At 72.7% G+C, this 21,244-nt stretch carries 21 protein-coding genes and 2 pseudogenes; 13 read left to right on the forward strand and 10 right to left on the reverse strand.

Going from position 1 to position 21,244, the window contains the following annotated elements:
* Window positions 1–7: 7 nt before the first annotated feature.
* The 6 genes and pseudogenes from ABZV94_RS21670 (at window position 8) to ABZV94_RS21695 (ending at window position 5,321) form a co-directional block, all read left to right on the forward strand.
* Window positions 8–769, forward strand: coding sequence for an SDR family oxidoreductase (locus ABZV94_RS21670; RefSeq protein WP_356342514.1), 762 nt, complete (start codon window positions 8–10; stop codon window positions 767–769).
* A gap of 194 nt (window positions 770–963) precedes the next feature.
* On the forward strand, window positions 964–2,541 hold the full coding sequence (locus ABZV94_RS21675) for an ABC transporter substrate-binding protein (protein ID WP_356342516.1): 1,578 nt from the start codon (window positions 964–966) through the stop codon (window positions 2,539–2,541).
* 119 nt (window positions 2,542–2,660) lie between these two features.
* Window positions 2,661–3,344, forward strand: coding sequence for a uracil-DNA glycosylase (locus ABZV94_RS21680; protein WP_356342519.1), 684 nt, complete (start codon window positions 2,661–2,663; stop codon window positions 3,342–3,344).
* 109 nt (window positions 3,345–3,453) lie between these two features.
* Window positions 3,454–3,966: a hypothetical protein gene (locus ABZV94_RS21685; RefSeq protein WP_356342521.1), complete on the forward strand. Its 513-nt coding sequence runs from the start codon at window positions 3,454–3,456 to the stop codon at window positions 3,964–3,966.
* Window positions 3,967–4,094: 128 nt separating this feature from the next.
* Window positions 4,095–4,399, forward strand: a pseudogene (locus ABZV94_RS21690) (monooxygenase); the annotation flags it as partial.
* Window positions 4,400–4,409: 10 nt separating this feature from the next.
* The gene (locus tag ABZV94_RS21695) at window positions 4,410–5,321 is read left to right on the forward strand and encodes a Gfo/Idh/MocA family oxidoreductase (protein WP_356342523.1); all 912 of its coding nucleotides are present in this window, start codon (window positions 4,410–4,412) and stop codon (window positions 5,319–5,321) included.
* Here ABZV94_RS21695 and lnt read toward each other — a convergent pair.
* On the reverse strand, window positions 5,239–6,813 hold the full coding sequence (gene lnt, locus ABZV94_RS21700; RefSeq protein ID WP_356342525.1) for an apolipoprotein N-acyltransferase: 1,575 nt from the start codon (window positions 6,811–6,813) through the stop codon (window positions 5,239–5,241). The two genes, ABZV94_RS21695 and lnt, sit on opposite strands and share 83 nt — an antisense overlap.
* Window positions 6,814–6,967: 154 nt before the next feature.
* Window positions 6,968–7,432, reverse strand: coding sequence for a nuclear transport factor 2 family protein (locus tag ABZV94_RS21705; RefSeq protein WP_356342526.1), 465 nt, complete (start codon window positions 7,430–7,432; stop codon window positions 6,968–6,970).
* Between the two features lie 95 nt (window positions 7,433–7,527).
* Between ABZV94_RS21705 and ABZV94_RS21710 the strand changes: the two genes are divergently transcribed.
* The gene (locus ABZV94_RS21710; protein ID WP_356342528.1) at window positions 7,528–8,148 is read left to right on the forward strand and encodes a DUF4291 domain-containing protein; all 621 of its coding nucleotides are present in this window, start codon (window positions 7,528–7,530) and stop codon (window positions 8,146–8,148) included.
* Window positions 8,149–8,198: 50 nt separating this feature from the next.
* On the opposite strand, the gene ABZV94_RS21715 is transcribed toward ABZV94_RS21710, so the two are convergent.
* From ABZV94_RS21715 to ABZV94_RS21725, 3 genes are all read right to left on the reverse strand, one after another.
* Window positions 8,199–8,378 carry a hypothetical protein gene (locus ABZV94_RS21715; RefSeq protein WP_356342530.1) on the reverse strand — a complete coding sequence of 60 codons (180 nt, stop codon included), beginning with the start codon at window positions 8,376–8,378 and terminating at the stop codon, window positions 8,199–8,201.
* Between the two features lie 192 nt (window positions 8,379–8,570).
* The gene (locus ABZV94_RS21720; RefSeq protein WP_356342532.1) at window positions 8,571–9,446 is read right to left on the reverse strand and encodes an undecaprenyl-diphosphate phosphatase; all 876 of its coding nucleotides are present in this window, start codon (window positions 9,444–9,446) and stop codon (window positions 8,571–8,573) included.
* A 96-nt stretch (window positions 9,447–9,542) separates the two neighbouring features.
* Window positions 9,543–10,013, reverse strand: a complete 471-nt coding sequence (locus ABZV94_RS21725) for a helix-turn-helix domain-containing protein (RefSeq protein ID WP_356342534.1) — start codon at window positions 10,011–10,013, stop codon at window positions 9,543–9,545.
* 106 nt (window positions 10,014–10,119) lie between these two features.
* Between ABZV94_RS21725 and ABZV94_RS21730 the strand changes: the two genes are divergently transcribed.
* The gene (locus tag ABZV94_RS21730) at window positions 10,120–11,289 is read left to right on the forward strand and encodes a thiolase family protein (RefSeq protein WP_356342537.1); all 1,170 of its coding nucleotides are present in this window, start codon (window positions 10,120–10,122) and stop codon (window positions 11,287–11,289) included.
* A gap of 643 nt (window positions 11,290–11,932) precedes the next feature.
* On the opposite strand, the gene ABZV94_RS21735 is transcribed toward ABZV94_RS21730, so the two are convergent.
* The gene (locus ABZV94_RS21735) at window positions 11,933–12,700 is read right to left on the reverse strand and encodes a VTT domain-containing protein (protein WP_356342539.1); all 768 of its coding nucleotides are present in this window, start codon (window positions 12,698–12,700) and stop codon (window positions 11,933–11,935) included.
* Window positions 12,701–12,819: 119 nt separating this feature from the next.
* On the reverse strand, window positions 12,820–13,971 hold the full coding sequence (locus ABZV94_RS21740; RefSeq protein ID WP_356342541.1) for a glutathione-independent formaldehyde dehydrogenase: 1,152 nt from the start codon (window positions 13,969–13,971) through the stop codon (window positions 12,820–12,822).
* 148 nt (window positions 13,972–14,119) lie between these two features.
* Between ABZV94_RS21740 and ABZV94_RS21745 the strand changes: the two genes are divergently transcribed.
* The 3 genes from ABZV94_RS21745 to ABZV94_RS21755 all read left to right on the forward strand — a co-directional run bounded on the left by ABZV94_RS21745 (window position 14,120) and on the right by ABZV94_RS21755 (window position 16,393).
* Window positions 14,120–14,245: a hypothetical protein gene (locus tag ABZV94_RS21745; protein WP_356342558.1), complete on the forward strand. Its 126-nt coding sequence runs from the start codon at window positions 14,120–14,122 to the stop codon at window positions 14,243–14,245.
* 99 nt (window positions 14,246–14,344) lie between these two features.
* The gene (gene tuf, locus ABZV94_RS21750; protein ID WP_356342543.1) at window positions 14,345–15,514 is read left to right on the forward strand and encodes an elongation factor Tu; all 1,170 of its coding nucleotides are present in this window, start codon (window positions 14,345–14,347) and stop codon (window positions 15,512–15,514) included.
* Window positions 15,515–15,547: 33 nt separating this feature from the next.
* A complete protein-coding gene (locus tag ABZV94_RS21755) occupies window positions 15,548–16,393 on the forward strand; it encodes a fused MFS/spermidine synthase (RefSeq protein WP_356342545.1) in 846 nt (281 codons plus the stop codon).
* Here ABZV94_RS21755 and ABZV94_RS21760 read toward each other — a convergent pair.
* Together ABZV94_RS21760 and ABZV94_RS21765 are read right to left on the reverse strand one after the other, a co-directional pair.
* On the reverse strand, window positions 16,355–17,653 hold the full coding sequence (locus tag ABZV94_RS21760; RefSeq protein ID WP_356342547.1) for an MFS transporter: 1,299 nt from the start codon (window positions 17,651–17,653) through the stop codon (window positions 16,355–16,357). The two genes, ABZV94_RS21755 and ABZV94_RS21760, sit on opposite strands and share 39 nt — an antisense overlap.
* 79 nt (window positions 17,654–17,732) lie before the next feature.
* Window positions 17,733–18,779, reverse strand: coding sequence for a hypothetical protein (locus ABZV94_RS21765; RefSeq protein WP_356342550.1), 1,047 nt, complete (start codon window positions 18,777–18,779; stop codon window positions 17,733–17,735).
* A gap of 75 nt (window positions 18,780–18,854) precedes the next feature.
* Here ABZV94_RS21765 and ABZV94_RS21770 point away from each other — a divergent pair, with 75 nt between their 5' ends.
* On the forward strand, window positions 18,855–19,301 hold the full coding sequence (locus tag ABZV94_RS21770; RefSeq protein WP_356342556.1) for a DUF4442 domain-containing protein: 447 nt from the start codon (window positions 18,855–18,857) through the stop codon (window positions 19,299–19,301).
* A 103-nt stretch (window positions 19,302–19,404) separates the two neighbouring features.
* On the opposite strand, the gene ABZV94_RS21775 is transcribed toward ABZV94_RS21770, so the two are convergent.
* Window positions 19,405–19,833: a VOC family protein gene (locus tag ABZV94_RS21775; RefSeq protein ID WP_356342552.1), complete on the reverse strand. Its 429-nt coding sequence runs from the start codon at window positions 19,831–19,833 to the stop codon at window positions 19,405–19,407.
* A 303-nt stretch (window positions 19,834–20,136) separates the two neighbouring features.
* Here ABZV94_RS21775 and ABZV94_RS21780 point away from each other — a divergent pair.
* A pseudogene (locus tag ABZV94_RS21780) lies at window positions 20,137–21,244 on the forward strand (hydrolase); the annotation flags it as partial.

Raw genomic sequence — 21,244 nt, forward strand, 5'->3', positions numbered from 1 at the left:
CACGGACATGACTGAACTCCCGGAGCCGTCCGGCAAGGTCGCGATCGTCACCGGCGCCAGCCGCGGTATCGGCTACGGCGTCGCCGAGGCGCTGATCGCGCGGGGCGACCGCGTGTGCATCACCGGCCGGGGCGAGGACGCCCTGAAGGAGGCCGTCGAGAAGCTCGGCGCCGAGCGGGTCATCGGCGTCGCCGGCAAGGCCCACGACCTCGACCACCAGACCGAGGTCGTCGAACGCACCATGGAGGCCTTCGGCCGGGTCGACTTCCTCGTCAACAACGCGGGCACCAACCCGGTGTTCGGCCCGATGGCGGACCTCGACCTGAACGTCGCCCGCAAGGTCTTCGAGACCAACGTGATCTCCGCGCTCGGCTTCGCCCAGAAGACCTGGCACGCCTGGCAGAAGGACAACGGCGGCGCGATCGTCAACATCGCCTCCATCGCGGGCCTCGCGCCCTCGCCCTTCATCGGCGCCTACGGCGTCAGCAAGGCCGCGATGATCAACCTGACCCAGCAGCTCGCGCACGAGTTCGCGCCCAGGGTGCGGGTCAACGCGATCGCCCCGGCCGTCGTCAAGACCAAGTTCGCGCAGGCCCTCTACGAGAACCGCGAGGAGGAGGCGGCCGCCGCCTACCCGCTCGGCCGTCTCGGTGTGCCCTCCGACATCGGCGGGGCCGCCGCGTTCCTCACCTCCGAGCAGTCCGACTGGATCACCGGTCAGACCCTCGTCGTGGACGGCGGCATCTTCCTCAACGCCGGCGTGGGCTGAGCCCGCGCATCTCTTCCGGGCGCCGATTTTCGGACGGATCGGCGCCCGGAAGGCCGTCCAGGGTCCGCACAGCGGAATGACAACGTCGTCACCGCCCAGTCGATCAAAGAGGCCTGAATTCGGGCAGGTTCAGGGCGCCGAACGCTGCGGTATGGTCTGCCGACCCTTGGTATGGCAGATCGAGGAGCGTGCGCGTGTTCAACCGGAACCGATTCCTGCGGAGAGTCGCGGCGATCGCGTCCCTGTCGCTGGTGGCCGGATGCAGTCTGCTGTCCGACGGCGACCCCGACAGCCAGGGGCCGATCGTCGTGGGTACCACCAGCGCCCCCAGCACGCTGGACCCGGCCGGCGCCTGGGACGGCTCCTGGGAGCTGTACCGGAACATCTTCCAGACGCTCCTCGCCTACCCGAACGGCGCCACCACCCCCCAGCCCGACGCCGCCGAGAGCTGCTCCTTCACCGACTCCACGAGCCGCACCTACCGCTGCACGCTGCGCGCCGGCCTGAAGTTCGCCGACGGCGACCCGCTGACCGCCGAGGCCGTCCGGCACTCCATCGACCGCATCCGCACCATCGACGCCCCCGGCGGCCCCGCCGGGCTGCTCGGCAGCCTGGACAGCGTCCGCACCAACGGCGACCGCGAGGTCGTCTTCCACCTCAACCAGCCCGACGCCACCTTCCCGTTCGTGCTGGCCACCCCCGCCATGTCGATCGTCGACCCGGACGACTACCCCGCCAACTCCCTGCGCAAGGACACCACGGTCCACGGCTCCGGCCCGTACAAGCTCCAGTCCTACGAGGAGGGCGACAAGGCCGTCCTGGTGCGCAACGACACCTACCAGGGCTTCGCCAAGCGGCAGAACGACGCGGTGACCATCCGCTACTTCAAGGACTCCGCCGGCATGGTCAAGGCGCTGCGGGACAAGCAGATCGACGTCACCTACCGCGGTCTCGCCGCCGACGACATCCTCGCCCTCCAGGAACACGACAGCGAGGACCTGCAACTGGTCGACGGCGCCGGCACCGACATCAGCTACCTGGTGTTCAACCCCGAGGACCCCTGGGCCAAGCAGCCCGCCGTGCGCAAGGCCATCGCCCAGATCGTCGACCGGGGCGCCATCGCGCACAAGGTCTACAAGGACACCGTCGACCCGCTGTACTCGATGGTCCCCAAGGGTCTGACCGGCCACGCCACCCCGTTCTTCGACGACTACGGCGAACCGAGCGTCACCAAGGCCCGCAAGATCCTCTCCGACGCCGGCATCACCCGGCCCGTCCCGCTCACCCTCTGGTACACCACCGACCGCTACGGCTCCGAGACGGCCCTGATGTTCCGGGAGCTGAAGCGGCAGCTGGACGGCTCCGGCCTGTTCACCATCACCCTGCGCAGCCGCCCCTGGAAGAGCTACGTGGTCGGCTACCAGAAGGGCGAGTACCCGGTGTTCGGACGCGGCTGGTTCCCGGACTTCCCGGACGCCGACAACTTCATCGCCCCGTTCGTCGGCGAGCACAACGCGCTCGGTACGCCCTACCCGGCCAAGGAGATCACCGACCGGCTGCTGCCCCACGCGCGCGCGGAGAGCGACCGCGCCCAGACCGTCAAGGACGTGGAGGCGGCCCAGCGGATCATGGTGAACGACGCCCGGCTGATCCCGCTGTGGCAGGGCCGGCAGTTCCTCGCGGCCAACGTCGACATCTCCGGCGGCGAGCAGGCCCTGGACCCCTCGACGATCATGATGATGTGGACACTGCACCGCAAGACCAGCTGGTGAGCCCGGCCGTCGGGCCCGGCGAACGCCCCACGCGGCACCGGTTGTCAGTGGTCGCCTGTAGGTTCGGAAACCGGAAGTGACCGCACGCCGTAGTTGATCGACACCGTGAGGACGTTGACGTGACCGACATCGCCATGCTGCCCGAGTCCTGGCGCGGGGTTCTGGGCGACGAGCTGCAGCAGCCCTACTTCAAGGAGCTGACCGAGTTCGTCGAGGAGGAGCGGGCGAGGGGTCCCGTCTACCCGCCGCGCGAGGAGGTCTTCGCCGCGCTCGACGCCACGCCGTACGAGCGGGTGAAGGTGCTGATCCTGGGCCAGGACCCGTACCACGGCGAGGGCCAGGGCCACGGCCTGTGCTTCTCGGTGCGCCCCGGCGTGAAGACCCCGCCCTCCCTGCGGAACATCTACAAGGAGATGCAGGAGGAGCTGGGCCTGCCCGTGCCGGACAACGGCTATCTGATGCCGTGGGCCCGGCAGGGCGTGCTGCTGCTCAACGCGGTCCTCACGGTCCGGGCCGGCGAGGCCAACTCGCACAAGGGCAAGGGCTGGGAGAAGTTCACGGACGCGGTGATCCGCGCGGTGGCCTCCCGGCCCGACCCGGCGGTCTTCGTCCTGTGGGGGAACTACGCGCAGAAGAAGCTCCCGCTGATCGACGAGAGCCGGCACGTGGTGGTCAAGGGCGCGCACCCCTCGCCGCTGTCCGCGAAGAAGTTCTTCGGCTCCCGCCCGTTCACGCAGATCAACGAGGCGGTCGCCGCGCAGGGGCACGAGCCGATCGACTGGCGCATCCCGAATCTCGGGTGACGGCCGCCGCGGGCCGGGCCCGCACCGCAACGGCGCCGCCTGACCGGGAATCCCCGCGGGGCCGGTTAGCGTCGGGAACGAACCATTGCCGACGGCCCGGAGGGCACCCGTGGCGGAGCGACAGGAACAGGCGGCACCCGACGCCGTGCTGACACGGATCGGCCAGGTCGTGATGCTGCACCACGGAGGCGACCGCGAAGAGGCCCGCAGCCGCTTCCTGGACCTGTGGGTCGAGGTCGGCGAGGACGGCGACCCGCTGCACCGCTGCACCCTGGCCCACTACCTGGCCGACACCCAGGACGACCCGGCGGACGAACTCGCCTGGGACCTGCGGGCGCTGTCGGCGGCGGAGGAGATCGCCGACGGCCGCGTGGGCGCCGACCCGTCGAGCGTGCGGGGCTTCTTCCCCTCCCTGCACCTCAATCTGGCCGCCGACTACGCCAAGCTGGGCCGCGCCGAGGCCGCCCGCAGCCATCTGCGCCGGGCCCGCAGCGCCGCGCGGTGCCTCGCCGACGACGGCTACGGCGCGGGGGTCCGGTCCGCGATCAGCCGTCTGGCACTGCGGCTGGGGGAGGACGGCGCACCGGGCGACGAGGGCTGGAGACCGCCGCGCCAGGGCTAGGGCCGGTGCCGGCTCCGACCGGATGGTGAACTTCCCCTGCGCCACGGGGAGTTCATCGCTCTCGGGCGCCGGTCAGTACCCGTGTGCCGGGGTGCGGAGCCTCGCTCGCTCCGGCCGTCGGCTCGGCACCACCCCCACCCTCGGCCAGGGCGGCAACCAGGCCGTCGAGGACGCCGTCGTCCTCGCCCACCACAGCCGGGACCTGCCCGCCTACACCGCGGACCGGCTCCCGCGGACGACCGCGATCGCCCGCCAGGCCGTCCGGCTCGCCCGCCTGAACATGGCCGGCAACCGGGCCGTGGCGGCCGTACGGAACACGGCCGTCGCCGCGCTGTCGCCGGCCGGTCCCGCGCTCCTGCTGCGCGGCTTCGACGGCATCGCCGACCGGCGGCCCCCGTATGCTTCCGGCAGGGAACACGCGGGCAAGCCGTAGGGGAGAGCACGTGAAGGTCGGCTGCATCGGACTCGGGGACATCGCGCAGAAGGCGTATCTGCCGGTGCTCGGCACGCAGCCGGGGGTCGACCTGCACCTCCAGACCCGTACGCCCGCCACCCTGGACCGGGTCGGCGACAGCCTGCACCTGCCCCGGGAGCAGCGGCACACCACCCTGGACTCGCTGCTCGCCGCCGGCCTCGACGCCGCCTTCGTGCACGCGCCCACCGTCGTCCACCCCGAGATCGTCACCCGGCTGCTGGAGGCGGGTGTGCCGACGTACGTGGACAAGCCCCTCGCCTACGAACTCGGCGACTCCGAGCGGCTGGTCGGCCTCGCCGAACGGCGGGGCGTCTCGCTGTTCGTCGGCTTCAACCGCCGGTACGCCCCCGGGTACGCCCAGTGCCTGGACCACCCGCGCGAGCTGATCCTGCTGCAGAAGAACCGGATCGGGCTGCCCGAGGAACCGCGCTCGATGATCCTGGACGACTTCATCCACGTCGTCGACACCCTGCGGTTCCTGGTGCCGGGCCCGGTCGACGACATCACCGTGCGCGCCCGCGCCGAGGGCGGGCTGCTCCACCACGTCGTGCTCCAGCTCGGCGGCGACGGTTTCACCGCGCTCGGCGTGATGAACCGGCTCAGCGGCTCCACCGAGGAGATCCTGGAGGTGTCCGGACAGGACACCAAGCGCCAGGTGGTCAACCTCGCCGAGGTCATCGACCACAAGGGACAGCCGACGGTGCGCCGACGCGGCGACTGGGTGCCCGTGGCCCGCCAGCGCGGCATCGAGCAGGCGGCCCTCGCGTTCCTGGACTCCGTGCGGGCCGGGAAGGTGCTCAGCGCCAGGGACGCGCTGGCGACTCATGAACTGTGCGAGCGGGTCGTCCGAGCGGTTCGGGAGCGCTGCGGCGCAGCCTGAGCGCACGCGCCCCCTCGGTCACGCCCAGTGCCGCCAGCACCAGCAGCGCCGCGTGCACCGGCCAGTCGCCGTAGCGGACGTACGGCGTCACCCCGTGCGCCAGCGGTACGTCGTACACGTGCGCGGCGCTCGCGTCGGTGCCGAGCCAGGGGCCGAGGCGCTGCCCTGTCGGGCCGTACACCGCCGAGACGCCCGTGAGGGTCGCGTGCACCATCGGGCGGCCGGTCTCCGCGGCGCGCAGCGCGGCCAGCGAGGCGTGCTGCCGTGGCGCCCAGCTGTGCTGGAAGGAGGAGGTGGACGACTGGCCGAGCAGGACGTCCGCGCCGTCGTCGGCCAGGTGCCGGCTCATGTCCGGGAACGCCGTCTCGAAGCAGATCAGCGGGCCGATCCGCAGCCCGTGCCCGACGTTCATCACGGTCTGCTCGGTGCCGCGGTGCCGGTCCTCGCCGGCCGCCCGGCCCACCGAGGTGGCCCAGCCGAGGAGCGAGCGGGCCGGTATGTACTCGCCGAACGGGACGAGCCGCATCTTGTCGTACCGGTCGCCGGTCGGGCCGTCCGGGCCGACCAGCACCGAACTCTTGTATATGCCGGGCCGGTCGGCGCGGCGGGCGTCCACGTTCACCAGCACGTCGGCGCCGGTCTCCCGGGACAGCGCCGCGAGCCGCCGTGCCAGGTCGGGGCGGTCGTCCAGGTCGAAGCCGACGCTGGACTCGCCCCACACGACCAGGTCGGCGCCCTGCCCGGCGAGCCGCCGGGTCAGCCGCTCCTCCTGGTCGAACCGCTTGTCGCCACTGTCCTGCCCGGCCACGATCCCCGGCTGCACGACGGCGATCCGCACCCGCCCGTCGACGTCCGGACGCGGCGCCCAGGCCCACGCGGCCGAGGTCGCGGCGGCCGTGGCGACCAGCGAGGCCACGGCCGGCATCCGTGACTCACGGACGGCGAGCAGCACGGCCACCGCCACGTTGACGGCCACCACCAGGAAGCTGAGCAGCCAGACCCCGCCGACCGAGGCCAGCCGCAGCGCCGGGCCCACCTGCCACTGGCTGGCGCCCAGCATCCCCCACGGCCCGCCGAGCCCCTGCCAGGACCGGACCAGCTCCACCGCCAGCCAGGCCGACGGCAGCACCACCAGCGCGACGGCACACCGGCCCGCCGACGGCGCCCCGCCCAGGAACCGCCGCACCAGCAGGCCCCAGGGCGCCCAGAGCAGGCCCAGCAGCGCGGCGATCAGGAAGATGAACACGTGCAGGCTCGGCAGCAGCCAGTGGTGCACGGCCACCAGGAAGCCGATGCCGCCCCACCAGCCGTCGTACGCGGCCCGCCGCCCGGTCGGGGCGGAGCGGGCCAGCAGGATCCACGGGACCAGCGCGATGTAGGCGAACCACCACAGCGAGGGCGCCGGGAACGAGAGCACCGGCAGGGCACCGGTGAGCGCGGCGGCGGCCGAGCGGCGCCAGGGGGAGGTCAGCCAGCGGTTGATCGTCCTCATAGGGAGCCTCCCTACCCCGGGATGGGTCCAGTGTGCGCGGTGAGGGGGAGACCGTGCGCCCTGTGGCCGGAGTGAGGCGGTCGTACGCCGCCCGCGGGCACGCGGGGCGCGCCGCGGGACCGCAGCCGGCAGCACCCCTGGCGGGCTCACGCCGTCAGGGGGCGCCCGGCCCGCGGCGCCATTTCTCGTGTACGACGACCTCGCTCAGGCGCCAGCCCTCGGCGGTGCGCAGCAGCCCGAAGTCGTAACGGCCGCCGCACACCACGTCCGGGGCGGCGGAACCGTCGGCCCTGGTCAGGCGCATGGGGTTGAGGTAGTCGGCGCGGACACGCGCCGTGTCGCCGGTGTCCTGGTCGAGGAGGCCGAAGCGGACCTGGCGGTTGACGATGAGGTGCTGGCGCATCGCGAACAGGGCCAGGCTCTCGGCGAGCCACGCGGCGACCCGGCCCGCGTCGCCCTCGATCCCGCCCGCCGAGCGGTAGTCGGCGCGTCCGTCCGCCGTGAACAGCCCTCGGTACGCCGGCCAGTCGCCGTCGTCCACCGCCACCGCGTACGCGGTGACCAGGTCGTCCACGGCCAGGCGGTCCCTCACGGTCGCGAACTCCGCACGCTGGGTCATCGGCACAGTGTTGGGCACGGCGGGCGCGGAGCCAAGAGGTCTGCGGGGTGAATATTCGGTGGTGCGGGGAGGGTGCGGCGGCCGAACCTGTCCCGGTGAACACACAGCACGTACAACTCGTGGACGCCGAACCCGCGTTCCGCGTCCGCGCCCGGTACACGGACGCCACGGTCACCGTCTACCAGGCCTACCCCCCGCTGATCGGCCGTGCGGCGGCCCGCACCGGACGCTTTCCGTCCGCCTGGAAGCGGGACCGGATGACGTGGATCAAGCCGTCGTTCCTGTGGATGATGTACCGCTGCGGCTGGGGGACCAAGGAGGACCAGGAGACCGTTCTGGCCGTCGAGATCAGCCGGGACGGCTTCGAGTGGGCCCTGCGTCACGCCTGCCTGTCCCACTACGCGCCCGCCCTGCACGCGGACCGGGCCGCCTGGAAGGCGGAGTTGGCGCGCTGCCCGGCCCGGGTCCAGTGGGACCCGGAGCGGGATCTGCGCCTCGCCCCGCTGCCGTACCGGTCGTTGCAGCTGGGCCTGGCCGGGGAGGCGGCGGCCCGGTACGCCGACGAGTGGATCGTCGGCATCGAGGACGTCACGCCGCTGGCGGCGGAGATCCACGGGCTGGTGCGGGCGGGAGAGCCGGAGCGGGCGCGGCGGCTGCTGCCGCGGGAGCGGCCGTATCCGGTGGCCGACGAGGTGCTGGCGCATCTGCGGGCGTAGGGCCGCGGCGCGATGCCCGCGGGGGCGCGGTGCCGGCGGGGCGCGCCGGGTCAGGCCGCCTCGATGACCCGGCCGCGGATCGCCTCGGCCCACTCGATCACCAACAGCTCGTACTCCGCGCGCTCCTGGGCCGACAGGGTGCCGCCCGCGCGCAGCCACAGCGCCCGGATCTGCTCGTTCACCTCGGCAGCAGAGCGCACGGAACCAGGGGGCGGGGATTCGGGGGACATGCCGACCAGCCTAGGGGCAAGGTCTGACCGTGCGCTACCGGACGGCTACGCAGAAGGTATGGGGTTGGTCACCGGCGGCGTCCGGTCATCCGTTCGTCATGGCGAACAGACGGGCGCCCGCGGGGCGTTGCCCAGGTCGTGGGCGGGCCGCCGCGGGCGCGAAGATGGCCGAAAGCAGAGGGTGGCGTGCGGTCAGCCCGCGGACTCCGCCGCGTGCGGGCTCAGCACGCCCGCGCTGACCAGCGCGATGATGACCACACCGAGGGCGATGCGGTACCAGACGAACGGCATGAAGCTCTTGTTGGAGATCCATTTCATGAACCACGCGATGACCGCGTAGCCCGAGGCGAACGCGATCACCGTCGCGAACAGGGTCGGCGGCCAGTCCACATGGCCCTCGCCCAGCGAGTCCTTCACCTCGAAGGCGCCGGAGGCGAGGACGGCCGGGATGGCGAGCAGGAAGGAGTAGCGGGCGGCGGCCTCGCGCCGGTAGCCCATGAACAGGCCGCCGCTGATGGTCGCGCCGGAGCGGGAGACGCCGGGGACGAGGGCGCAGGCCTGGCAGAGGCCGAAGATCAGCCCGTCCTTGACGCCGAGGTTCTCCAGGGTCTTGCGCTGCTTGGGCGCCCGGTGCCGGCCACCGGTCTCGTCGCGGGCCGCCATCCGGTCGGCGATGCCGATGATCACGCCGATGACGACGAGCATGGTGGCGGTGATCCGCAGATCGCGGAACGGCCCCTCGATCTGGTCCTTCAGCGTCACGCCCAGCACCCCGATCGGGATCGAGCCGACGATCACCAGCCAGCCCATCTGCGCGTCGTGGTCGTGCCGCATCGCCTTGTCGAACAGCGAGCGGAACCAGGAGGAGATGATCCGGCCGATGTCCTTGCGGAAGTAGATGAGGACCGCGGTCTCCGTGCCGATCTGCGTGATGGCCGTGAACGCCGCCCCCGGGTCCTTCCAGCCCGAGAACGCCGCGGTCAGCCGCAGGTGCGCGCTGGAGGAGACGGGCAGGAACTCGGTCAGCCCCTGGACGAGTCCGAGGACGAGGGATTCAAACCAAGACATGGAGATATGGCGTCCAAGCGCTGAGGGATGAAGAGGTGATCATGTGACGGAGGAAGCGTAGCGGGCCCCGCGGGCGGCGCGGCGGTGAGGCCCCCGCTAGGCCGCCGACGGCCCGGTGACGGTCCAGCCGGGGGCCTGCGGACGGGCCGTCAGGTCCTCGTGGCGCACGGGGTCGCCGCAGGCCTGGCACGTGACCACCGGCACCAGTTCCTCACCGCAGCTGTGCTCGACGACCATGGGCAGGTCGACGCCCTTGCGGAGATGCCGGTCGCCCCACTCCTTGAGGGTCATCAGGACCGGCTCCAGCTCCAGCCCGGCCTGGGTGGGCCGGTACTCGAAGCGCTGGGGTCGCTCGCTGTAGAGGCGCTTGGTCAGGACGCCGGCCTCGACGAGGCGGCGCAGCCGGGTGGACAGGATGTCGCGCGGGGCGCCGATGTTGCGCACGAGCTGGTCGAAACGCCCGTTGCCCAGGCACACCTCCCGCAGGACGAGCAGGGAGTACTTCTCGCCGACGACCGCGAGGGCGTCGGCGATGGAGCAGGGGCGCGAATCCTTCGGGGCGGCCATGCGGCCCAGTCTAGATGAGGGTTTGATTTTCCAACCATAGGGGCTATGGTGGGTTGGCATTTCCTACTCACCGGTAGCTCGTCCGATCAAGCTGGAGGCCGGCGCCATGCGAGACGCGGTCATCGTCGAAGCCGTACGCACCCCCGTCGGCAAGGGCAAGCCGAACGGCTCCCTCGCCCACGTCCCCCCCGTGCAACTGCTCGCCCACACCCTGCGCACCCTGGTCGAGCGCTCCGGCGTCGACCCGGTGCTGATCGACGACGTGATCGGCGGCACCGTCGACCAGGTCGGCGAGCAGGCCATGAACACCACCCGGTACGCCGTGCTCGCCGCCGGCCTCCCCGAGTCCGTCCCGGCGACCACCGTGGACCGCCAGTGCGGCTCCTCCCAGCAGGCCGTCCACTTCGCCGCGCAGGGCGTGATGTCGGGCGCGTACGACCTCGTCGTCGCCTGCGGTGTGGAGTCGATGAGCCGGGTGCCGATGTGGTCCAACGTGCCCGCGGGCAAGGACCCGTTCGGGCCCGGTGTCGCCGAGCGCTATCCGGACGGCCTGGTTCCGCAGGGGATCAGCGCCGAGCTCATCGCCGCCAAGTGGTCCCTCACGCGCGCGCGGATGGACGAGTTCGCCGTCTCCTCGCACCACAAGGCCGCCGCCGCCTGGCGGACCGGCCTCTTCGACGCCGAGGTCGCACCGCTGGACGGCGTCGCCCGCGACGAGTGCGTCCGCCCGGACAGCACCCCGGAGATCCTCGCCGGCCTCAAGCCCGCCTACTACGACCCCGGCTTCGCCGAGCGCTTCCCGCAGATCGAGTGGAACGTCACCGCGGGCAACGCGAGCCCCATCAACGACGGCGCCTCCGCCGTCCTGATCACCTCCAGCGACACCGCGGCCCGGCTCGGCCTGTGCCCGCTGGCCCGCCTGCACAGCTTCGCCGTGACCGGATCCGACCCGCTGCTGATGCTCACCGGGGTCATCCCGGCCACCGAGAAGGTGCTGCGCCGGGCCGGACTGAAGCTGGACGACATCGACCTGTTCGAGGTCAACGAGGCCTTCTCCAGCGTGGTGCTCGCCTGGCAGCAGGAGACCGGCGCCGACCTCGCCAAGGTCAACGTGCACGGTGGCGCGATCGCCCTCGGCCACCCGCTCGGCGCCAGCGGCACCCGTCTGACCACGACCCTGGTCCACGCGATGCGCGAACGCGGCGCCCGCTACGCCCTGCAGACCATGTGCGAGGCGGGCGGCCTCGCCAACGCGATGATCCTCGAAGGGATCTGACCGCGGCCTCCGGCGACGGAACGGACGGCCGGGACAGCACCGCGCCGGTCCCTCACCACCGCCGCGCCGACCACGGCCGGGGCCGGTTACGGCCGGGCCGGCGTCACCGGGTCTCGGCCCGCCAGGGGTCGGTTGTGTGCCCGGAGCCGGCCGCCGGACCGTGGCTCGCCCGGGGTCGGCCACGCCGCCCCGCGGCGGCCACCAGGCCATGACCCGCCCGGCGACGGTCATCAGCTCGTCGGTCGTTGTGACGGCCTGCCTCCCTGCGGGCGGCCCGGCGCGGTGTGGCCGGTGGCGTCGCGTAGGGCGAACGGTCGGCCAGGGCCGCCCGGCGGGCCGGTCCGGCACGACGGCGGGGCGGGTGCCGAGGGGAGCCGTCCATGGACGGGGCAGGTCGCGTGGGGTGCCATCCGGCTGCCCCGGTGCCCTGTCGACGCGGAAGGGTGCCGGTGAGGGGCGTCCAGGGCCGCCGCCACCGGTTCGTCCGGCGCCGGGCGTGGCGTTCCGCGTTCCGTTCGGTGCGGGCGGTCCGGTCACCACGCAACCGAAGCAGCGCGGCACTCGCGTCGCCGGCGAGCGGGCCGGCCGCGGCGGTGACGCTGGGCCACGGGGAAGGCGCTCCTCGGCGGACGGGTGCCGGCGGTCACCGGCCGCGCAGCTGATGCCGCTTGCGCCAGGCCACCACCGTGCCCGCGAGTGCCGGTACGGCGATGCAGGCCATCGCGATCAGGAAGGCGGGGGAGGTCGGCGCCGAGGCACGGGCGCCGGCGACGGCGTAGGCGGCCGTGTTCGGGACCGAGCCGAGAGCGGTGGCCAGCAGGAAGGGCAGCCAGCCCATGCGGGAGACGGCCGCGCAGTAGTTCGCCGCCCAGAACGGCACCCCCGGGAAGAGCCGCAGGGCCAGCATGGACCGCAACCCGTGCCGGCTGAGCTGCCCGTCGGCCGCCCGCAGCCAGCGGCCCCGCAGCAGCGGGCGCAGCGCTTCCTGCCCGAGCAGCCGGCCCAGTCCGAAGGCCACCCCGGCCCCGAGGACCGTGCCCGCCAGCGCCGTCGCCAGTCCCAGCTGGGAGCCGAACAGCGCGCCCGCGGCCAGGTTCAGCAAGGGGCGCGGCACGAACGCCACGGTGCACAGCCCGTACGCCGCGGCGAACACCACGGCCGCGGCGGCCCCGCCGAGCTGCGGCGGCCAGCCGTGCGTCAGCAGCCGCTGCGGCTCGAAGAGCAGCACGCACGCGGCGGCCCCCACGAGCAGGGCGACCAGCAGCGACAGCCGGGCGTACGGGGACAGCAGCACGCGGGTGCAGCGAGCGGCGAAGCCGGCGCGGCGCAGGGGGAGGACGGGGACGAGGAGCTCCTGGGCGGCGGCCCGGGGAGAGGCCGTGGCGGTGCCAGAGCGGTTGGCATCGAGCATCCGATGACATTAGCCGACGAACGTGTGTGATCGCCGTCAGCTCTGTCCCGTGACCGTGAAGGGTCCAGGCGTCATGGCGCCTGGACCCGTGCCTCACGCGGCGAGCCGGCCCGCGTGCCTCATGCGGCCAGAGCGTGACCGGGGTGCAGGACCACCTTGGTGTAGCCCTCGATCCGCTTGTCGAACTTCTCGTACGCCTGCGGCGCCTGGTCCAGCGGCAGCTCGTGGGAGACCACGAAGCTGGGCTTGGCCCGCCCGGCGATGATCATGTCGCGCAGCTGGCGGTTGTACCGCTTCACGTTGCACTGGCCGGTGCCCATCTGCTGCCCCTTCTCGAACATCCTGCCGATGGAGACCAGCAGCTGGCCGTGCTTGGCGTGCTCGTCCGGGCCGCCGGGGTCCGAGGGCACGTACAGACCCGGTACGCCGAGCATGCCCGTCGGCCGTACCGTCTCGACCAACTCGTTGAGGACGATGGCGGGTTCCTCGTGGCTGGCGTCGTGGGCCTGGGCCTGGTAGCCGACGGCGTCGACGCCCTTGTCGGTTCCCTCTCCCGCGGTCTGCTCCTTGATCTGTTCCGCCGGGTCGCCCTGGGTGAAGTCGATGGGGATGGCTCCGATCTCCTCCGCCTTGGCCAACCGCTCGGGCACGCGGTCGACGGAGAAGACCTTCGCCGCACCGCGCAGCAGTGCCGAGTAGGCGGCCATCAGGCCCACCGGTCCGGCACCGTAGACGGCCACGGACTCACCGGGGGACACCTGGGCGAGTTCGCAACCGTGGTAGCCGGTCGGGAAGATGTCGGCGAGCAGCACGAAGTCGGTCTCGAACTCCTCGCCCGGGGGCAGCTTCAGGCAGTTGAAGTCGGCGTACGGCACCCGCAGCCGCTCGGCCTGACCGCCGATGAACGGCCCCATCGCCACGTAGCCGTAGGCCCCGCCGGCGAATCCGGGGTTGACCGTCAGGCAGAACCCGGTCTTCCCGACGAGACAGTTCTTGCAGAATCCGCAGGCGACGTTGAAGGGCATCACGACGCGGTCGCCCTCGGACAGGGAGGTCACCCCGTCGCCGACCTCCTCGACGATGCCCAGGTTCTCGTGTCCGAAGACGATGCCCGCCTCGGCCGCCGTGCGGCCCTCGTACATGTGCAGGTCCGAGCCGCAGATGGCGGTCGACGTGACCCGTACGAGGACGTCGTTGGGGTGCTGGATCCGAGGGTCCTGGACCTCCTTCACCACCACGCTGAAAGGCTCTTCGTAGACGACGGCTTTCACGTCTGTCACCTCCGCGTCGAGCGTCACCCCCCTGTCTTCCAGGGAACGCCCGTACGGAAGGGGTTGCAAGCCACGTCGGGAATGATCGGTGTATCCAGCACCGGCATCGCGGACGCGAACGACCGCGAAAACCATTCGACGCCGGAACGTGGCGTCGGCGATGATCGACGGCATGTTCCGGTACGCCTTCCTCATCGCAGCGTCCGCCCTCGCGGACGCTCCGAAGGCTGCCGTCCCGCACCTCGTGGCCGCCGTCGACGGCGCCCGAAGCTGACCCTCTCCGGATCGTCCGGCGGACCCCGCAGGGGGAGGGTCGGCCGGTCCCCGGGGTCCCGCGTCTCCCTTCACGGCTGAGAGGCTTCGAGGTACAGCCATGTCCAAAACGGCCTACGTGCGCACCAAGCCGCATCTGAACATCGGAACCATGGGTCACGTCGACCACGGCAAGACCACCCTGACCGCCGCCATCACCAAGGTCCTCGCCGCGCGCGGCACCGGCACCTTCGTGCCGTTCGACCGCATCGACCGGGCCCCGGAGGAGGCGGCCCGCGGCATCACCATCAACATCGCCCACGTCGAGTACGAGACCGACACCCGGCACTACGCCCACGTCGACATGCCGGGCCACGCCGACTACGTCAAGAACATGGTCACCGGCGCCGCCCAGCTCGACGGGGCCATCCTCGTCGTCTCCGCGCTCGACGGGATCATGCCGCAGACGGCCGAGCACGTCCTGCTCGCCCGGCAGGTCGGCGTCGACCACATCGTCGTCGCGCTGAACAAGGCCGACGCGGGGGACGAGGAGCTGACCGACCTGGTCGAGCTGGAGGTGCGTGACCTGCTCACCGGCCAGGGGTACCCGGGCGACGCCGTCCCCGTCGTCCGCGTCTCGGGGCTGAAGGCCCTGGAGGGCGACCCGCGCTGGACGGCCTCCGTCGAGGCGCTGCTCGACGCGGTGGACACGTACGTGCCGATGCCGGAGCGGTACCTGGACGCGCCGTTCCTGCTGCCGGTCGAGAACGTGCTGACCATCACCGGGCGGGGCACGGTCGTGACCGGGGCCGTGGAGCGCGGGACCCTCCGGCTGGGCGACCGCGTGACGGTGCTCGGCGCGGACACCGAGACCGTGGTCACCGGGATCGAGACCTTCGGCAAGCCGATGGAGGAGGCGCAGGCCGGGGACAACGTGGCCCTCCTGCTGCGGGGGGTGCCCCGGGACGCCGTCCGGCGCGGGCACGTGGTCGCGGCGCCGGGCAGTGTGGTGCCGGGCCGGCGGTTCACGGCGCGGGTGTACGTGCTGTCCGCGCGCGAGGGGGGCCGTACGACGCCGGTCGTCAGCGGCTACCGGCCGCAGTTCTACATCAGGACGGCGGACGTCGTGGGCTCCGTGGACCTCGGCGAGGTGGCCGTGGCCCGGCCCGGCGACACGGTCGAGATGAGCGTGGAGCTGGGCCGGGAGGTGCCGTTGGAGCCGGGGCTCGGCTTCGCGGTCCGTGAGGGCGGGCGCACCGTGGGGGCGGGGACCGTCGTCGCGGTGGGGTGAGGGGGCGGCGACACGGGCGCCGACAATGGAGAGGTGAACGCATCGATACCCGTCACCCGCACCACCGACCACGGCACCGCCAAGCTGATGCCGGACGTCGACCGTGAGCGGGCCTGGCTGCTCACGGTCGACGGCGCACCGCAGTCGTACGTCGATCTCGACGAGCCGGAGTACCTGGAGTTCGAGTACGCGCGGCGGCTCGGGTACGTCCTGGACACCGTGGCCGAGGCCGGGCGGGCGGTGGACGCGGTGCACCTCGGCGGGGGAGCGCTCACGCTGCCCCGGTACCTCGCCGCCACCCGCCCCGGCTCCCGGCAGGACGTCGTCGAGGCCGACCGGGGGCTGCTGGAGCTGGTCACCGAGCGGCTGCCGCTGCCGGAGGGCTCGGGCATCGCGCTGCACGCGGCCGATGCCCGGGCCTGGCTGGAGGGCGCGCCCGACGACCACGCCGATGTGCTGATCGCCGACGTGTTCGGCGGGTCCCGGGTGCCGGCGCACCTGACCACGCTCGCCTACGTCCGCGAGGCCGAGCGGGTGCTGCGGGCCGACGGGGTGTACCTGGCCAACCTCGCGGACGCCGCGCCGTTCGCGTTCCTCCGCTCCCAACTGGCCACGCTGGCGGCGGTCTTCGAGGAGCTGGCGCTGATCGCGGAGCCGGCCGTGCTGCGCGGGCGGCGGTTCGGGAACGCGGTGGTCGTGGCCTCGCACCGGCCGCTGGACACCGCCGCGCCGGCCCGGCGCGCCGCGGCGGACGCCTTTCCGGCGCGGGTCGAACACGGCCCGGCGGTACGGGAGTTCATCGGCGGTGCGCGGCCGGTCGAGGACGCCGACGCCGTACCGTCACCCCAGCCCCCCGACGGGGCGTTCGGCATCGGCTGATCCCGCCGGGGAGCCGGCGACCGGGCGGGTGCGGCGGGTGAGGTTCCGGACGTCCGGGACCAGCAGCACCAGGGCGGTGACCAGGACCACCAGCCCGGCGCAGCCCCACAGGGCGGCCGTGCGGCCGACGGCGGCCTCGACCGGGCCGGCCAGGGCCGTGGCGAGCGGCATGAGGGAGACCGAGCCGAACCAGTCGTAGGCCGAGACCCGGGAGAGCTTGTCCTCGGGGATCTCCTGGTGCAGCGCGGTCATCCAGGAGACGCCGAACACCTCCACCGTCGTCCCCGCGACGAACATCACCGCGTACAGCACGCCCGCCGGCACCGGCACGGCCAGTGCGGCCCCCGGCAGGGCCAGCGGGAAGACGCACAGCGTGCCGGCGAGCAGCAGGCGCCGGGGCTTGAAGCGGGTCATCAGCAGGGCGCCGGCCACCGTGCCCGCGCCGAACGCGGCCAGGGCCAGGCCCCAGGGGCCCGCGCCGCCCAGGCTGTCCCGGGCGACGAGGGGGCCGTAGACCCCGTCGGCCGCGCCGACCACCGCGTTGGCGATCGAGAACTGCACGACGATGCCCCACAGCCAGGGCCGGCCGGTGAACTCCCGCCAGCCCTCGCGGAGATCGGCCAGCATGCCCCCGCCCGGTGCGCGCGGCGGGATGTGGCCGACGTCGAGGAAGGAGCGCAGTGCGGCGGCGACGGCGAAGGCCGCCGCGTCGAGGGCGAGCACCCAGCCGGGGCCGACGGCCGCGACCAGGGCGCCGCCCAGTGCCGCACCGCCGAGGGCCGCGCCCTGGGTGGCCATGCGGAAGACGGCGAACGCCCGGCCCGCCTGCTCGCCCTCCACGGAGGACATCAGCATGCCCTCCGCGGCGGGGCCGAAGAAGGCCTGCCCGGTGCCGCCGAGCCCGGTGAGCAGCATCATCTGCCACAGCCGGGGCTCACCGGTGAGGACGAGGGCCGCGAACGCCGCCTGGGAGAGGCAGTTGAGCGTGTTGGCGGCGACCATCACCCGGTGCCGGGGGAGCCGGTCCGCGACCGCGCCGCCGATGAGCAGGAAGACCACCAGCGGCAGGGTGCGGGAGGCGGCCACCAGGCCGACGTCCCCGCCGTCGCCGCCCGACTCCAGCACGGCGAACGCGGCGGCGATCAGCGAGCCGTTCGCGCCGAGGCTCGTCACGATGGCGGCCGCGGTCAGCAGGGAGTAGTTGCGCCCCGCCCAGGCGGGTCCACGGGGACGGGCGGGGGAGCCGGAGGTCTGGGTCACCGGCCGACTATCCCCGCCCGGTTCCCGCTCTGCCAAGCGAGTTTGCGGACGTTGTGGGCGGATCGCGGAGGCGCGGGGATCAGTCCGCGATCGGGTCGCCGTGCAGCCGCACGGTGCTGAGGATCTTGTTCATGGTCGCGTCGGGCACCTCGTCCTTGACGCCCTTCGCGCCGTAGAACGTCCACGAGACGAAGCTGCCCGTGGAGTTCTTGAAGGCGAACGTGGTGGCCTTGCCGTCGGTGTCGCACTTGTTCTTCTTCGGCACGCCGGTGACGTACGACGTCGCGACGCTGCCCTTCACGCCCGACGCCGTCGTGAAGGGCTTCGCCTCGCCGATCCGCAGGTACTTCCTGGCGGCCTTCGACTGGTCGGTGTACCCGCCGAAGGCGAAGGCGGCGGAGTCGCCGCGGGCGATGCTCGCCGTGTCCTTGGCGCCGTTCTCACCCTTGGTGCCGCTGCCCGCCAGCGCGTGCGACTCCTTGGTGCCGCTGTCGTCGGAGGTGCAGTAGTCCGGCTTCAGGAACGTGGTGCCGGAGAAGCCGATGTAGGCGGAGCCGTCGCCCTTCGCCTCGTCCTCGAAGAAGGAGAAGACGCCGGGCCGCTCCACCTCCCAGTCGGCGGGTACGTCGAAGGCCGTGCCGTACTTGGGGTTGACCACGACCTTCCAGCCCGCCACGGTCGGCTTCTCCGTCTCGTTGCCGCGCGGGTCGCCGGTCGCGGACGACGCCGGCGAGGCGGGCTCGGTGGCCGTCGGCGACGGGCTCGTGTGCTGTCCGCCCTTGCCGTTGTCCGCCTCGTCGTCCTGCGAACCGCCCAGCACCAGGTAGCCGGTCACGGCCGCGGTGACGACGACCGCCGTGGCCGCGACGATCGCCACGAGCCTGGTGCGACCGCCACCGCCCTGCGGGGGCTGGGGCACGGGCGCGCCGGGGGGCTGTCCGGGCTGCCCCCACTGCGGCTGCTGACCGTAGGCGCCGGCCTGCGGCTGCTGACCGTACGGGCCTGCCTGCGGGTACTGCTGGTAGCCGGGCTGCTGGTACGGGTTCGGCTGCTGGTAACCCGGCTGCTGATACGGGTTCTGCTGCGGGTTCGGCGCGCCCCCTGGCGGCTGCTGATCTGGCCACATGGCCAGTAACCCTAGTGGCTTCCCTGGTCAGCCCTGGCTACTCATGAGTAACATGAGGTCATGAGCGCAGACCGGATGTCGATCGGCGACATGCTCGCCGCCACCGTGCCCATGGCCCGGACCCTCAACCTTGAGTTCCTTCAGACCGCGCCCGACAAGGCCGTGGTCTCGCTGCCGGACCAGAGCGAGTACCACAACCACGTGGGCGGCCCGCACGCCGGTGCGATGTTCACCCTCGGGGAGTCGGCCAGCGGTGCCATCGTGCTGGCCGCCTTCGGGGACCAGCTCTCGCGGGCCGTGCCACTCGCCGTGCGGGCCGAGATCGCCTACAAGAAGCTGGCCATGGGCGTCGTCACCGCGACCGCGACGCTGGGCCGCCCGGCCGCCGAGGTCGTCGCCGAACTCGACGCCGGACAGCGCCCCGAGTTCCCGGTGTCGGTCGAGATCCGGCGTGCGGACGGCGCCGTGACCGGCGAGATGACCGTCGTGTGGACCCTCCGGCCGAACGACCGGCAGAACTGAGCACCGCGCCCCGCTCCCGGCGTGCCGGAGCGGGGCGCCGCGCGACGCACCGCTCCGGCACGGGGCGGCGGACGTACCGACTCCGCCGCCGGCCGGCGGCGGTTCAGTCGAGGCAGAACTCGTTGCCCTCGATGTCCTGCATGACGATGCACGCGTCGTTGCCGTCGTACAGGAGCCGTTCGCGTACCGCGCCGAGCGGCAGGAGCCGCGCGTACTCGGCCTCGAGCGCCGCCAGGCGCTCCTCGCCGACGAGTCCGGTGGCGACGCGCACGCAGAGGTGCACCCGGTTCTTGACGACCTTCCCCTCGGGGACGCGCTGGAAGTACAGGCGCGGGCCCACGCCCGAGGGGTCACTGCACGCGAACCACGAACCCCGCTCCTCCGGCGGCTGCGAGCGATGGTAGTCGTCCCACGTGGCAAACCCCTTCGGCGGCGGCGGTACGTCGTACCCCAACACCTCGCACCAGAACCGCGCGACGCGCTCGGGTTCCGCGCAGTCGAAGGTGACCTGGAACTGTCTGATCGATGACATCGGCGCACGATAGCAGGGGCTTTGCGGCCCGTCTCCCGACAGGGATCGGAACGGCCGGCCGGGGACGTTTTTCGCGGATACCGGGGGTAACCCGCCTGCGGTAAACCGACTTTGCCGCCTGAGGCATTCTCACTTCTTGTTTCCGGTGAGCCGCCTGTGCCAAGGTGAGCCTCCCCACGGAGGGGCAAAGGCAGACGGCGTCGACGCCAAGGCCGGCCCTTTAGGTATGCACCAATCAGGCACTGCTTTCCCGCAAAACCCGCCCCCCACATGCGGTCCCGCGGCTGGAAAGGAAATGGTTCCGTGCAGTCCTCTCACCCCCCACGCCCGCCCCATCCACCCCTTCCCGGCCCGGCCGGGGAGCCCGACCGCGCGCTCGTCGCCCGGCTGTGCGGCCCGGACGACGGCCATCACCACGCCGTCGCGCTGCTGCTCGCCCGGCACTGGCGGGCCACCCGCGACTACGCCGTGGTCTGCCTGGCAGCCGCCGGCCCCGGTGCCCAGCTGGTGGCCACCGCCGCCTTCCACCAGGTGCTCGGCCGTGCGACGGACGGCGTGCTCGGCGGCGCCCTGCGTCCGCGGCTGCTGGTCGCCGCCCGTGACACCGTCCGCGCCTGGGCCGCGGACGAGGCGGCCCGTATCGCCCTGCCGGAATTGCGCAAAACCACCGGCGGACGCGGGCTGCGCGCCACAAAGCCCGGGCCGCCGGAAAGCAGGCAGCTCGCCGCCCGCGCATTCCGGGCCCTTCCCGGCACCGCGCAATGCCTTCTCTGGCACACCGAGGTCGAGGCCGAACCCATAAACATACCGGCCGGTCTGCTGGGGCTCGACACGGCCACCGCGACATCCGCCCTGGAACAGGCACGCGAGCAATTCCGCGCCGGTTGCGTACGCGCCCACCGCGAACTCGCGCCCACCAAGGAATGCCGTTTCCACAACCGGCTCCTCGACGTTCCCATCCGGCGCGGCGGCGCCCTGCTGCCGGACGTACGCCGGCATCTGGCGGTCTGCTCCCACTGCCGGTACGCCGCCGAACAACTCGGCCTCTTCGACACCGGCCTGCCCCTGCTGCTCGCCGAGACCGTGCTCGGCTGGGGAGCGCGCCGCTACCTCGACTCACGGCCCGGCCGCGGGGTCCCGGAGGAGTGGCAGGTCCCGGTCCCCGAGGAGTGGCCGCCCCCGCCGGTCCCCCCGGCCGCGCCCCCGGTCACCGGCGGCCGGCACCGCACCGGGTCCGTGCACCGCACCGGGTCCGTGCACCGCCACCGCAAGGCCGTCGCCCTCGGCGTCGGACTCACCTCGCTCGCGCTGCTCGCCACCGTCCTCATGGTCCGCAGCCGCTCCGACGACAACGGTGTCCCCGGCCCCGGCGCCACCTGGGGCGCCCCCGTCGGCGGCACCCCGCGGCCGG

This window comes from Streptomyces sp. NPDC004658, from assembly GCF_040609555.1.
Lineage (GTDB): Bacteria > Actinomycetota > Actinomycetes > Streptomycetales > Streptomycetaceae > Streptomyces.

Bases quoted from the DNA above. Each gene is read 5' to 3' on its own strand.
- ABZV94_RS21670 (WP_356342514.1), top strand. From the start codon at position 8: ATGACTGAACTCCCGGAGCCGTCCGGCAAGGTCGCGATCGTCACCGGC.
- lnt (WP_356342525.1), bottom strand. From the start codon at position 6,813: ATGAGGACGATCAACCGCTGGCTGACCTCCCCCTGGCGCCGCTCGGCC.
- ABZV94_RS21705 (WP_356342526.1), bottom strand. From the start codon at position 7,432: ATGACCCAGCGTGCGGAGTTCGCGACCGTGAGGGACCGCCTGGCCGTG.
- ABZV94_RS21715 (WP_356342530.1), bottom strand. From the start codon at position 8,378: ATGTCCCCCGAATCCCCGCCCCCTGGTTCCGTGCGCTCTGCTGCCGAG.
- ABZV94_RS21720 (WP_356342532.1), bottom strand. From the start codon at position 9,446: ATGTCTTGGTTTGAATCCCTCGTCCTCGGACTCGTCCAGGGGCTGACC.
- ABZV94_RS21725 (WP_356342534.1), bottom strand. From the start codon at position 10,013: ATGGCCGCCCCGAAGGATTCGCGCCCCTGCTCCATCGCCGACGCCCTC.
- ABZV94_RS21730 (WP_356342537.1), top strand. From the start codon at position 10,120: ATGCGAGACGCGGTCATCGTCGAAGCCGTACGCACCCCCGTCGGCAAG.
- ABZV94_RS21735 (WP_356342539.1), bottom strand. From the start codon at position 12,700: ATGCTCGATGCCAACCGCTCTGGCACCGCCACGGCCTCTCCCCGGGCC.
- tuf (WP_356342543.1), top strand. From the start codon at position 14,345: ATGTCCAAAACGGCCTACGTGCGCACCAAGCCGCATCTGAACATCGGA.
- ABZV94_RS21765 (WP_356342550.1), bottom strand. From the start codon at position 18,779: ATGTGGCCAGATCAGCAGCCGCCAGGGGGCGCGCCGAACCCGCAGCAG.
- ABZV94_RS21770 (WP_356342556.1), top strand. From the start codon at position 18,855: ATGTCGATCGGCGACATGCTCGCCGCCACCGTGCCCATGGCCCGGACC.
- ABZV94_RS21775 (WP_356342552.1), bottom strand. From the start codon at position 19,833: ATGTCATCGATCAGACAGTTCCAGGTCACCTTCGACTGCGCGGAACCC.